12 protein-coding genes, 3 tRNA genes and 1 rRNA gene (1 of these 16 cut by a window edge) are annotated in these 12,062 nt (G+C 27.4%); 9 read left to right on the top strand and 7 right to left on the bottom strand.

Annotation, left to right across the window (positions count from 1 at the left end):
- Positions 1–65 (bottom strand): 16S ribosomal RNA (locus tag MADAR_RS01540) (it extends 1,470 nt beyond the left edge of the window).
- Between the two features lie 201 nt (positions 66–266).
- Between MADAR_RS01540 and queA the strand changes: the two genes are divergently transcribed.
- The 3 genes from queA to topA are packed head-to-tail and all read left to right on the top strand — an operon-like array spanning position 267 to position 4,403.
- Positions 267–1,310, top strand: a complete 1,044-nt coding sequence (gene queA / locus MADAR_RS01545) for a tRNA preQ1(34) S-adenosylmethionine ribosyltransferase-isomerase QueA (RefSeq protein WP_014158776.1) — start codon at positions 267–269, stop codon at positions 1,308–1,310.
- A 19-nt stretch (positions 1,311–1,329) separates the two neighbouring features.
- The gene (locus MADAR_RS01550) at positions 1,330–2,310 is read left to right on the top strand and encodes a polyprenyl synthetase family protein (protein ID WP_014158777.1); all 981 of its coding nucleotides are present in this window, start codon (positions 1,330–1,332) and stop codon (positions 2,308–2,310) included.
- A complete protein-coding gene (gene topA, locus MADAR_RS01555; protein WP_014158778.1) occupies positions 2,310–4,403 on the top strand; it encodes a type I DNA topoisomerase in 2,094 nt (697 codons plus the stop codon). The genes MADAR_RS01550 and topA overlap by 1 nt, the downstream gene beginning before the upstream one ends.
- Here topA and MADAR_RS01560 read toward each other — a convergent pair whose 3' ends face one another.
- Positions 4,404–4,826: a hypothetical protein gene (locus tag MADAR_RS01560; protein ID WP_014158779.1), complete on the bottom strand. Its 423-nt coding sequence runs from the start codon at positions 4,824–4,826 to the stop codon at positions 4,404–4,406.
- 81 nt (positions 4,827–4,907) lie between these two features.
- On the opposite strand from MADAR_RS01560, the gene rsmI reads away from it, so the two are divergent.
- A complete protein-coding gene (rsmI, locus tag MADAR_RS01565) occupies positions 4,908–5,582 on the top strand; it encodes a 16S rRNA (cytidine(1402)-2'-O)-methyltransferase (RefSeq protein WP_014158780.1) in 675 nt (224 codons plus the stop codon).
- 4 nt (positions 5,583–5,586) lie between these two features.
- Here the strand turns inward: rsmI and MADAR_RS01570 are convergent, their stop codons facing one another.
- A complete protein-coding gene (locus MADAR_RS01570) occupies positions 5,587–6,582 on the bottom strand; it encodes an aspartate-semialdehyde dehydrogenase (RefSeq protein ID WP_014158781.1) in 996 nt (331 codons plus the stop codon).
- Positions 6,583–6,642: 60 nt separating this feature from the next.
- Between MADAR_RS01570 and gmk the strand changes: the two genes are divergently transcribed.
- A complete protein-coding gene (gmk, locus tag MADAR_RS02950) occupies positions 6,643–7,209 on the top strand; it encodes a guanylate kinase (protein ID WP_049779095.1) in 567 nt (188 codons plus the stop codon).
- Here gmk and MADAR_RS01580 read toward each other — a convergent pair.
- From MADAR_RS01580 to MADAR_RS01590, 3 genes are all read right to left on the bottom strand, one after another.
- A tRNA-Pro gene (locus tag MADAR_RS01580) sits at positions 7,201–7,274 on the bottom strand. The genes gmk and MADAR_RS01580 overlap by 9 nt on opposite strands.
- Before the next feature lie 8 nt (positions 7,275–7,282).
- Positions 7,283–7,356, bottom strand: a tRNA-Asn gene (locus MADAR_RS01585).
- Positions 7,357–7,360: 4 nt separating this feature from the next.
- Positions 7,361–7,795: an RpiB/LacA/LacB family sugar-phosphate isomerase gene (locus tag MADAR_RS01590; RefSeq protein ID WP_014158783.1), complete on the bottom strand. Its 435-nt coding sequence runs from the start codon at positions 7,793–7,795 to the stop codon at positions 7,361–7,363.
- 85 nt (positions 7,796–7,880) lie between these two features.
- On the opposite strand from MADAR_RS01590, the gene pgk reads away from it, so the two are divergent.
- The 4 genes from pgk (at position 7,881) to MADAR_RS01610 (ending at position 10,192) form a co-directional block, all read left to right on the top strand.
- On the top strand, positions 7,881–9,089 hold the full coding sequence (gene pgk / locus MADAR_RS01595; RefSeq protein ID WP_041178037.1) for a phosphoglycerate kinase: 1,209 nt from the start codon (positions 7,881–7,883) through the stop codon (positions 9,087–9,089).
- Between the two features lie 58 nt (positions 9,090–9,147).
- Positions 9,148–9,771 carry a superoxide dismutase gene (locus MADAR_RS01600; protein ID WP_014158785.1) on the top strand — a complete coding sequence of 208 codons (624 nt, stop codon included), beginning with the start codon at positions 9,148–9,150 and terminating at the stop codon, positions 9,769–9,771.
- A 2-nt stretch (positions 9,772–9,773) separates the two neighbouring features.
- Positions 9,774–10,121, top strand: coding sequence for a dihydroneopterin aldolase (folB, locus tag MADAR_RS01605; RefSeq protein WP_014158786.1), 348 nt, complete (start codon positions 9,774–9,776; stop codon positions 10,119–10,121).
- Positions 10,122–10,192, top strand: a tRNA-Cys gene (locus MADAR_RS01610). It begins immediately after the preceding gene.
- 6 nt (positions 10,193–10,198) lie between these two features.
- Here MADAR_RS01610 and glmS read toward each other — a convergent pair.
- The gene (gene glmS / locus MADAR_RS01615; RefSeq protein WP_014158787.1) at positions 10,199–12,046 is read right to left on the bottom strand and encodes a glutamine--fructose-6-phosphate transaminase (isomerizing); all 1,848 of its coding nucleotides are present in this window, start codon (positions 12,044–12,046) and stop codon (positions 10,199–10,201) included.
- Positions 12,047–12,062 lie beyond the last annotated feature (16 nt).

The raw sequence follows: 12,062 nt of genomic DNA on the forward strand, positions 1-12,062 counted from the left end.
TCGACTTGCATGTGTTAAGCCCGCCGCTAGCGTTCATCCTGAGCCAGGATCAAACTCTCCGTTGTAAAATAATATCAAATACACAATAACCTTATTATTAAATTAAGGCTAAGAGCTACTCATTTATAATGAAAGAACGATATTTCAAAGATGCAATTATACATTTTTTTTTCATCTTTTTTTGAAAAAAAAAAGTTTTTTTTTCAAATTTTGAAAATTATCAAAAACAAACTTTATAACTATATTTGTTCGTTTCTAATTTAATTATGAGAACTTCAGATTTTAACTTTTCTTTCCCTTCAGATTTTATAGCCTACTATCCAACAAAAGAAAGAGACGAGTCTAGATTAATGGTTATTCACAGAAAAAAAAATTCTATCGAACATAGATTATTTAAGGATTTATACGAATATTTTGAGAATGGAGATACTATTATCCTCAACAATACAAAAGTATTTCCAGCAAGACTATTCGGAAACAAAGAAAAGACAGAAGCCAAAATAGAAGTGTTTTTATTAAGAGAATTAGATCCTATAGATAGAATTTGGGATGTTTTAGTAGATCCTGCAAGAAAAGTAAGAGTAGGTAACAAACTAAATTTTGGAAATGGATTGACAGGAGAAGTGATAGACAATACCACTTCCAGAGGAAGAATTTTGCAATTACACTTTTGTGGATCACATGAAGGACTTATAAAAAAAATAAAAGAATTAGGAAAAACTCCTTTACCAAAATATATCCAGAGATCACCAGAAAAAAGTGACGAACAACGTTATCAAACTATTTATGCAAAAAAAGAAGGTTCTGTTGCCGCACCCACAGCTGGATTACATTTTTCTAAACATTTATTAAAAAAATTGGAAATAAAAGGAATAAATTTAGTAGAAATAACCTTACATCTTGGTTTAGGAAGTTTTTTACCAGTAGAAGTAGAAGATATATCCAAACACAAAATGGATTCTGAAAAATGTTTTATTACAAAAGATGTATGTAATATTGTTAATCAAACTATTAAACAAAAAAAACGTATATGTGCTGTAGGTACTTCATCTATGCGAGCTATTGAAAGTTCGGTATCTTCCAGTAAAAATTTAAATCATTTTTCAGGATGGACCAATAAATTTATATTTCCTCCTTATAATTTTAACATAGCCAATTCTATGATAACAAATTTTCATATGCCAAAATCAACACTACTTATGATGACTGTAGCTTTTGCAGGATATGATTTAATCATGAAAGCTTATCAAATAGCTATAGAAAAAAAATACAGATTTTATTCCTATGGAGATGCCATGTTAATTTTATAAATTAATAAATAAAAAAATTTTGAAAAAAATCCTTGAAAAGGTGAAAAATTCCATAAAAGAGGAAATGAAAATTTTCGAAAATCAATTCATCAATATCATAAAAAATAAAGTTCCTCTTATAGATAAAGTTTCACATTACATTATTCATAGAAAAGGAAAACAAATTCGTCCTATGTTTGTTTTCTTAATCGCTAAAATGTTAGGTCCTATACGAAAAAAGACCTATCATACTGCCTCTTTAATAGAATTAATACATACAGCTACTCTTGTTCACGACGATGTAATCGATAACAGCAATCTTCGTCGTGGCTATTTTTCTATCAATGCTATATGGAAAAATAAAATAGCTGTATTAATAGGAGATTATTTAATTTCCAAAAGTCTTCTATTAGCTACCAATAATAATTATCATGATCTCCTTAAAATAATTTGTAAAACTATTAAGGATATGAGTGAAGGAGAACTATTACAAATAGAAAAATCAAAAAAATTGAATATTAATGAAAAAATTTACAATCAAATCATCTATCATAAAACGGCAAGTTTAATTGCTGCCTCTTGTGAAGGAGGAGCTCGTTCAGTAAACGCAGATGAAAAAACAGCATTGAATATGAAAAAATTTGGAGGATTAACCGGTTTTGCTTTTCAAATCAAAGATGATTTATTTGATTATGAAGATTCCCACAATAAAAACCCAATTGGAAAACCTATAGGAATGGATTTAAAAGAAAAGAAAATAACACTTCCACTTATTTATGCTATTCAAAAATCCTCTCAAAATGATCAAAAATGGATATTAAATTCTATAAAAAATTATAATGAAAAAAAAAGACATAAGATTATTGCTTACGTTAAAAAATATGGAGGAATAGAATATGCTACTCAAAAAATGATAAAATTTCGTAACGATGCATTAAAAATATTAGATCATTACCCAGAAAGCACAATAAAAGAAGCATTAAAAACAATGGTTAATTTTATTATAGAAAGAAACATATAATGAAAAATAACTTGGTAATTGTAGAATCTCCCACTAAAGCTAATACTATACAGATGTTTCTAGAAAAAAATTTTCATGTAGTATCAAGTTACGGACATCTTATAGATCTTCCGGAAAAAGAAATAGGAATTGATATAAAAGAGAATTTTAGACCAAATTATGTAATATTACCTAAAAAAATAAAAATCGTTCAAAATCTTCAAAAATTAATTAAAAATTATAATACAATATGGTTAGCTTCTGATGAAGATCGTGAAGGTGAAGCCATTGCTTACCAAATTTATAAAACATTAAACATTCCTAATGAAAAATTACGAAGAATAGTATTTCACGAAATAACAAAAAAAGCTATTCTTAATGCTATAGAAAACCCAAGATTAATTAATTATAATCTCGTTTACGCTCAACAAGCAAGACGGATTTTAGATAGATTAGTAGGATTCAAGCTATCTCCTATTTTATGGAAAAAAATAAATTACGGTCTTTCCGCAGGAAGAGTTCAGTCAGCAGCTGTTAAACTTATAGTAGAACGAGAAAAAAAAATTCAAAATTTTACTCCTATTCCCGGATATCAAATATACGGAACTTTCAATCACAAAAAAAAAATTACTCTTCATGCTAAATTTGAACATAAAATAGAAGGAAAAGAAAAAATGAAGAAAATTCTTTTATCATGTATAAATACTAATTTTTTTGTAAAAAAAATTATTACTAAACAAGAAAATAAAACACCTCCTCCCCCATTTACAACATCTACTTTACAACAAGAAGCTTCTAAAAAGTTAAATTACTCCATATCTAAAACTATGTTTCTAGCACAGAAACTATATGAAGAAGGTTTTATTACATACATTCGTACGGATAGCACAAGTTTATCCAAAGAAATTCTGTCTCAAATAAAAAATTATATTCTTTATTCATATGGCAAACAATATTTATCTAAAAAAGAATTTTCATCCAATAATAAATTTTCTCAAGAAGCTCACGAATCTATTCGTCCAACGGACATAACAAAAAAAACTTTAGAGACTTTAGAATTATCTCAAAAACGTCTTTATCAACTTATATGGAAAAGAACCGTAATAGGACAAATGTCAGATGCAAAAATTGAAACAAAATATTTTTATATTCAATCTTCAAATATTGAAAATTTTTTTATTTATACAAATAAAACTATTGTATTTGATGGTTTTATGAAAATAGAAAATGCTAGAAACGAGAATACTTATTTATCTCAAATTAAAAAGGGGACTCCTTTACAAGAAAAAGAAATTATAGCCAAACAAATTTTTACCCAACATCTACCTAGATATAATGAAGCCACCTTAGTTAATAATTTAGAAAAACTAGGAATAGGAAGACCTTCTACTTATGTTCCTATTATTTCCACTATAAAAAAAAGGAATTATGTGAATATACAAAAATACATCAAAAAAATAAAACTACGTGAATGTTTTTTTCTTAAAAAAAATGTCATTATCGAAAAAAAAGATAAAATTACCGAAATAGAAAAAAATAAATTTATACCCACAGAAATAGGTATTCTAACTACTGATTTTTTGGAAAGGAATTTTCAAGAAATCGTAGATTACAATTTCACAGCAAATTTAGAAAAAAATTTAGATAATATAGCTAAAGGTAAAGAGTCCTGGCATAACGTTATTAAAATTTTTTATGAGGAATTCTATAATAAAATAAAAAAAGTAAAAAAAAATGTAGAAAAGATTCACAAACAACGTTTTCTTGGTTTTGAGCCTATATCTAATAGAAAAATATTTGCTAAAATAGCTCGTTTTGGTCCTATCATTCAAATAGGAGAATTCAAAGATAAAAAAAAACCAAAATTTTATCCTTTATTAATTCATCAAAAAATTGATACAATCACCTTTAGGGATTCCTTAAAAATTATCGAGTTACCTAAATATTTAGGAACCTTTGAAGAACAAAAAATATTTTTAAAAATGAATAAATACAACATTTATATACAACATAAAAACAAAATAATTCCAGTTGAAGAAAAAATTTTTTTTGATTCATTAACTTTAAAAAAAGCTATTGATATTATTCTAGAAAATAAAAAAAAAAATAATTAACTAACTATCAAAATATCTTTGATTTAAATATGTAGTGGGATAAGCTTGATCATGTCCTGTACGTCTAATATGATCTAAATATTTAGGAATATATGATAAAGCTTTCACTCTGTCAGATAAAGACATTCTATTCCATATATTCTCTGCCATTTTTTTTTTACCTACTTTATATCTATAATCGGACCAAAAACGATTGAAAGATAAATCTGCAGGAATTTCTTCTATGGAAAATGCAGCCCTAGAATTTTTCATTCTATTTATAATGGATTCATTATAAGGTAAATATTTTCCTATCCATATATAATGTGATAAAGAAAGGCTCTCGGGAAATATGACTTCTCTTAAAAAACCATGAAAATCATACTTAAATATGATCTCTCCAGATACCAAATGACTTCTGAATATATATTGTTTACCTTTCATTACTTTTTTTTATTTCATCAGCATTAATTAATTTATAAAAAGGCATTAATAAATTCTTCATATGTTATCCTTAAACAAAAAATGCTATATATAGTTCCTACTCCTATAGGAAATTTAGAAGATATAACTTTTAGAAGTTTACGAATATTAAAAGAGGTAGATCTTATTCTAACAGAGAATTATAAAATTTCAAAAAAATTGTTGAATTTTTATAATGTTAAAACTTCTACAAAAACTTATCATATTTATAATGAACGTAAAAAGATTCCCTTTATTTTAAAAGAAATAAAAAATGGAAAGAATTTAGCATTGATTTCTAACGCTGGAACTCCAAGTATATCCGATCCAGGATTTTTACTTATTAAAAATTGTATAAAACATTCTATAGAAATAGAATGTTTACCAGGACCAACATCTATTATTCCAGCATTGGTAATTTCTGGTTTCCCTATTAATGAATTTACATTTATTGGTTTCTTACCGAAAAAAAAAAGAAAAATGAAACTCGAAAAATTATCAAAAGAAAACAGAACTTTTATTTTCTACGAATCTCCTCATAGATTATTACGAACATTAAACGATTTAAAAGATTTTTTTGGATTAAAAAGAAAAATTGTTATTTGCAAAGAAATATCCAAAATTTTTCAAGAAACTTTGAGGGGGAATATTAAAGATATGATTTTATATTATGAAAACGTTAAAAAAATATTTGGAGAATATATTCTCATTCTTGACAAAAAAAATGAAAATGAATAAATATTTAAACATATTTCTTCTTCATCAAGAATTCTGCAATTTGTACCGCATTTGTTGCGGATCCTTTACGTAAATTATCTGCTACAATCCAAAGATTTAAAGAATTCAAACAAGAATAATCTTCACGAATTCGTCCAACAAATACTTCGTCTTTTCCATGAGACATAAATGGCATTGGATAAATATTCTCTTGCGGAGAATCTTGAACAATAATTCCTTTACTTTTTAAAAGAATATCGTAAATATGATCAATATTAGGTTCTTTCTTAAATGTTATATTTACACTCTCTGAATGTCCTCCTATAACCGGGACACGAACAGCTGTAGCTGTAAGGGATATATCTCGATTATTCATAATCTTTTTCGTTTCCTCTACCAATTTCATTTCTTCCATTGTATAACCATTTTCTAAAAAATCATCACAATGCGGTAATATATTTTGATAAATTGGATGTGGATATATTTTTTCTTCAAAAGAAATAGTTCCTTCTTTTTCTTTGTTCATTTGAATTAAAGCTTTACTTCCTGTTCCAGTAACAGATTGATATGTGGATACAATAACACGATCTACACAATATTCTAAATGTAAAGGATACAAAACCATAACTAATTGTATGGTAGAACAATTAGGATTTGCTATAATCTTATCTTTTTTAGATAAACAAGAAGCATTGATTTCAGGTATAATTAATTTCTTTTCATCATCCATTCTCCATGCAGAAGAATTATCTATTACAGTACTCCCTATTTTTACAAATTCAGGAGCCCATTTTTTAGATATATATGATCCAGCTGAAAATAAAACAATATTCGGTTTTTTTGAGAGTAATTCTTTTATGCTAATAGTTTGGTATCCTTTTTTCCTGAAAATAAGTTCTTTTCCTATCGATTTTTCAGAAGTGGATAAATATAATTCACTAACTGGAAATTTTCTATTTTCCAATACATCAATCATTACACGTCCAACCATTCCTGTTGCTCCTACTATTCCTAATTTCATAAATATTATTAATTTGTTCCCAACCAACTAAAAATTAAAAAATAAAATCATGTAAAAAAAATGAAAAAAGGAAAAATGATTATTCTATCAGGTCCTTCAGGATCTGGAAAAACAACTATTTCACAATACTTACTTTCAAAAATCCCAGAATTAAAATTTTCCGTATCGTGTACCACACGTTCCATGAGAAATAATGAAAAACATGGAAAAGATTATTATTTTCTTTCTACAAAGAGATTTATTTCCAAGATAAAAAAATATCAATTTGTAGAATGGGAAGAAGTTTATCCTCAATTATTTTATGGAACGTTAAAAAACGAAATTTCCAAAATTTGGAACGAAAACAAACATATCTTATTTGATGTAGATGTAAAAGGTGGCTTATCTTTACAAAGAAAATATCCATACAATTCTTTATCCATATTTGTAATGGTAAAATCCATGAAAATTTTAAAAGAAAGACTTTTTACAAGAAATTCCAATAATATGAATATACGTTTAAATAAAGCCAAAATAGAATGGAAATATGCAAATTTATTCGATGTCATTTTGCTAAATGTAGATTTGTTGAAAACAAAAAAAAAAGCCGTTCAATTAGTTTCTAATTTTATAAATAAATCGGGGTGACTGGACTTGAACCAGCGACCACACGCCCCCCAGACGTGGACTCTAACCAACTGAGCTACACCCCGATAAATAACTCCTCAGGCTGGATTTGAACCAGCGACACCCTGATTAACAGTCAGGTGCTCTAACCAACTGAGCTACTGAGGATTATTTATTTTATTGGAATTTTTTCTATTCTTATTTTATGTCTCCCTCCTTCAAAATCCGTTTGAATAAACATTTCTACTATTTCTAAAACTTCTTTTTTATCTACAAAACGAGCAGGTAAACTAAGAATATTTGCATTATTATGTCTTTTTGCTAAAAAAGCTATTTCTTTTTTCCATACTAAAGCAGCACGAATTTTTTGATATTTATTGGCTGTCATAGCAGCTCCATTTCCACTTCCACAAATAATAATACCAAAATCAGCTTCTCCTTTTTCCACGGATTCTGCTGTGGGATGAATAAAATCAGGATAATCCACCTTTTCTCCATAATTAGAGTATCCAAAATCTTTTATTCTATGTCCTTTTTTAATTAAATAATTAATTATCAAATACTTATAATCTATTCCTGTATGATCCGATCCTATTGCTACTTTCATCTTTTCTATGACTAAAGACCATATAAAAATACATCAAAAATTTGTAATTTTTTTTCCATACAAAAAATATTTAAATTCTGCAAATATGATAGAGAATATAAAAACTGTAAATGATTTTAATTTCAAAAATAAAACAGCTATAGTTAGAGTAGACTTTAATGTTCCTATCAATAATAATCTCATTATTGATGATACACGTATTCAATACAGTCTTCCAACTATTCGAAAGATAATTCATGATCATGGAAAAGTAGTATTGATTTCTCATTTTGGAAGACCAAAAGGAATCCCTTCAAAAATTTATTCTTTAAGATTTATGATTTCTTATTTATCCCATCAACTAAAAATTCCTATAAAATTTTCGGAATATTGTATAGGAAGTTCTGTAGAAAAATATGTAAATGAATTAAAAAATGGAGAAGTTTTGCTGTTGGAAAACATTCGATTTCATAAAGAAGAGGAAGAAGGAAATGAAAAATTTGCTTTTCAATTAGCAAAACTCGGAGATATTTATGTAAATGATGCATTTGGAGTTTCTCATCGATTTCATTCTTCTATTACTATTATTCCAAAATTTTTTAAAAATAAAAAATGTATTGGATTTCTTATGAAAAAAGAAATTCAATCCTTACAGAAAATATTGGGTAAAGGAAAAAAACCTATTACAATCTTATTAGGAGGAGCTAAAATAACTTCTAAAATATCCATTATTAAAAATATTATTCATTTGATAGATAATATATTAATAGGAGGAGGAATGGCCTATCCTTTTATAAAGGTACAAGGTGGAAAAATAGGAAATTCCATTTTGGAAAAATACAATGAAATTGAAAAAATATTAAAAAATATTATTGATCTATATCAGAAACAAAACCAAACCAATATACACTTTCCAAAAGACGTTGTTATAGCTGATTCTTTCAACAATAAAGCTAATACTAAAATTGTCCCCATTTATTCCATTCCAAATGGATGGAAAGGATTGGATATAGGGCCTCAATCTATAAAATATTTTTGCGATATCATAAGAAAATCTAAAACGATTCTTTGGAATGGTCCACTAGGTGTATTTGAATTTTCCAATTTCTCTTTTGGGACTAAATCTATAGCAAAAGCTATTGTAAATAGTACTGAAAAAGGAGCTTTTTCTTTAGTAGGAGGTGGAGATTCTATTGCTGCATTAAGAATGGAAAATTACGAAAATAAAATCAGTTATTTATCTACTGGAGGAGGAGCTATGTTGGAATGTTTAAAACAAACAATTCTTCCTGGTATCAAAGCTATAATTGAATAAAAAACTATCAAAAATTTTTTAACTATATTTGTTAATTACCATTTAAATTATCATGAATATGTCTTTTAAACTTCCAAAATTATCTTATTCCTATAAGGATTTTGAACCTTATATAGATCGAAAAACTATGGAAATTCATTATACGAAACATCATGCAGGGTATACAAATAACCTAAACAAAGCTATTGAAGGAACAGACATGCTAAATTTATCTATAGAAGAAATCTTAAGGAGAGCTAATATTGAAAAATCTATAATACGAAACAATAGTGGAGGTTTTTATAATCATAATTTTTTTTGGAAAATATTGATTCCCCATTCGGAAAGCACTCTTCCAAGCAAATATATGAACGAAATACTTCAAAAAAGTTTTAAAACCTTTGATTGTTTTAAAGAAAAATTTCACTCTGCAGCAATGAATCGTTTTGGTTCTGGATGGGTTTGGTTATGTGTAAATAGAAAAAAATTAACTATTTGTTCTACAGCTAATCAGGATAATCCACTAATGTTAGGAATAGGTTGTGAAGGAATTCCTATATTAGGATTAGATGTTTGGGAACACGCTTATTATCTTCAATATCAAAATCGAAGGAATGATTATATTTCTTCCTTTTGGAAAATTGTTAATTGGAAAAAAGTAGAAGAAAATTATAAATCAGCCATGAGAATCAGAATAGAATAACCATGGGAAAAATTATTTTAGAAAATATAAAGTTATTTGGTTACCATGGATGTATACCGGAAGAATCCTCTATAGGATCTTATTACAGAGTAAATATAGAAGTAGAATTAGATTTCTATCAAGCTTCTATTAGCGACGATTTATCCAAAACCATTGATTATGTACATTTGTATCGTATTGTAAAAGAAGAAATGGCTATTAATTCAAAATTACTGGAACATTTAGCTCATAGAATAATTCAAAGAATCAATAAGATAGATTTGGTTCAATCTACAAGAATAAAAATTTGTAAAGAAAATCATCCACTGAAAAACAATGTGGATAAAATCTGTGTTATTTTGAATGGATAAGGCACTGTGGCCGATTGGAAAGGCAGAGGTCTGCAAAACCTTTTATAGCGGTTCGATTCCGCTCTGTGCCTTTTATTTTATTCTACTGTTACAGACTTAGCAAGATTTCTTGGTTGATCTACATTCTCTCCGAGGATAAAAGCTATTTGATAAGCTAGAATTTGAAGAGGAATAACCGTTAATAATGGACTAAGTTCTTCAGAAACGTTTGGAATTTTTATTACGTGATCAGCCAACATGCTAACTTGAAAATCCCCTTCATTAACTATGGCTATAACTTTTCCCTTTCTTGCTTTAATTTCTTGAATATTTCCTATTATTTTTTCATAACATCCTTTTTTCGTAGCAATAATAACTACTGGCATACTTTCATCAATTAAAGCGATAGGACCATGTTTCATTTCTGCTGCCGGATAACCTTCCGCATGGATATAAGAAATTTCTTTTAATTTTAAAGCTCCTTCTAAAGCTACTGGAAAATTTATCCCCCTACCTAAATATAGAAAATTATTTACTCCATGATATATTTTAGATATTCTTTTTATAGTATCATCTATTTTTAAAGTAGAATTTACTTTATCTGGAATGGATCCAAGTTCTTTACATAAATAGTTATAACGACTATCCGTTATAGTCGATCTGTATTTCCCTATTTTCAAAGCTAACAATACTAAAACTGTTATCTGTGCTGTAAAAGACTTTGTAGAGGCTACTCCAATTTCTGGACCTGCATGTGTATAAATTCCTGCATCTACATTTCGTGCTATAGAAGATCCTACAACATTACAAATACCAAAAACAAAAGCTCCTTTCTTTTTTGCTAGTTCTAAGGCAGCTATAGTATCTGCGGTTTCTCCTGATTGAGAAATGACAATAACTATATCTTTTTTTTTTATAATTGGATTTCTATATCTGAACTCTGAAGCATATTCTACCTCTACTGGAACACGTGCAAGTTCTTCTAACAAATATTCTCCAATTAAACTTGCATGCCATGAAGTTCCACATGCAACAATGGTAATTCCTTTTGCCTTAAGGAAAATATCCTTATTAGATTCAATACTGTCAATATATATCAACCCATCAGTAATCAATAATCTCCCACGTAAAGTATCTAGAATTGTTTTTGGCTGTTCATTGATCTCTTTTAACATAAAGTATTTATACTTTCCTTTTTCAATTTCTTTTATATTAATTTTAAGTTCTTTAATTATTGGACTAATTTTATGATTATTTAAGATTTTTCGTAAATCTAATTCTTTATTCTTTCTAAGAATAGCCATTTCTCCATCCTTTAAATAAAGAGCGTTTTTAGTATAATCAATAAAAGGAATAGGATCAGAAGCTATAAAAAATTCTCTATCATTAATACCCAAAGCAAGAGGACTTCCTAATTTAGCGATAACAATTCTTTCTGGATGAGATCTTTCTACTATAGCTATAGAATAAGCTCCAATGATTTCATTCAAAGAAATTCGTACAGCCTCTTCTAAAGATAATTTATTTTTTTTTTGAATATATTCAATCAAATTTACAAGAACTTCTGTATCTGTTTGGCTTTTAAAAGTAAAACCATGCTTCAGCAAAATAACTTTAAGAGAATGATAATTTTCTATAATTCCATTATGAATCAATACTAATTCCTTAGAATTAGAAACATGAGGATGTGCATTGATATCATCTGGAATTCCATGAGTAGCCCATCTCGTATGTCCTATACCAGTTGTACCTTGAATAATACTTCCAGAAATGATTTTTTTTTCTAATTCAGAAACCTTTCCCTTAGTTTTATATAATTTATATCCATTATTATCAAAAACAGCTATTCCAGAACTATCATAACCACGGTATTCCAATTTCTTTAATCCATTGATAAGAATGGGATAGGCATCTTTATAACCTAAATAACCAATTATTCCACACATTCTAACCTTTAAAATT

It is taken from the genome of Blattabacterium sp. (Mastotermes darwiniensis) str. MADAR (assembly GCF_000233435.1).
Lineage (GTDB): Bacteria > Bacteroidota > Bacteroidia > Flavobacteriales > Blattabacteriaceae > Blattabacterium.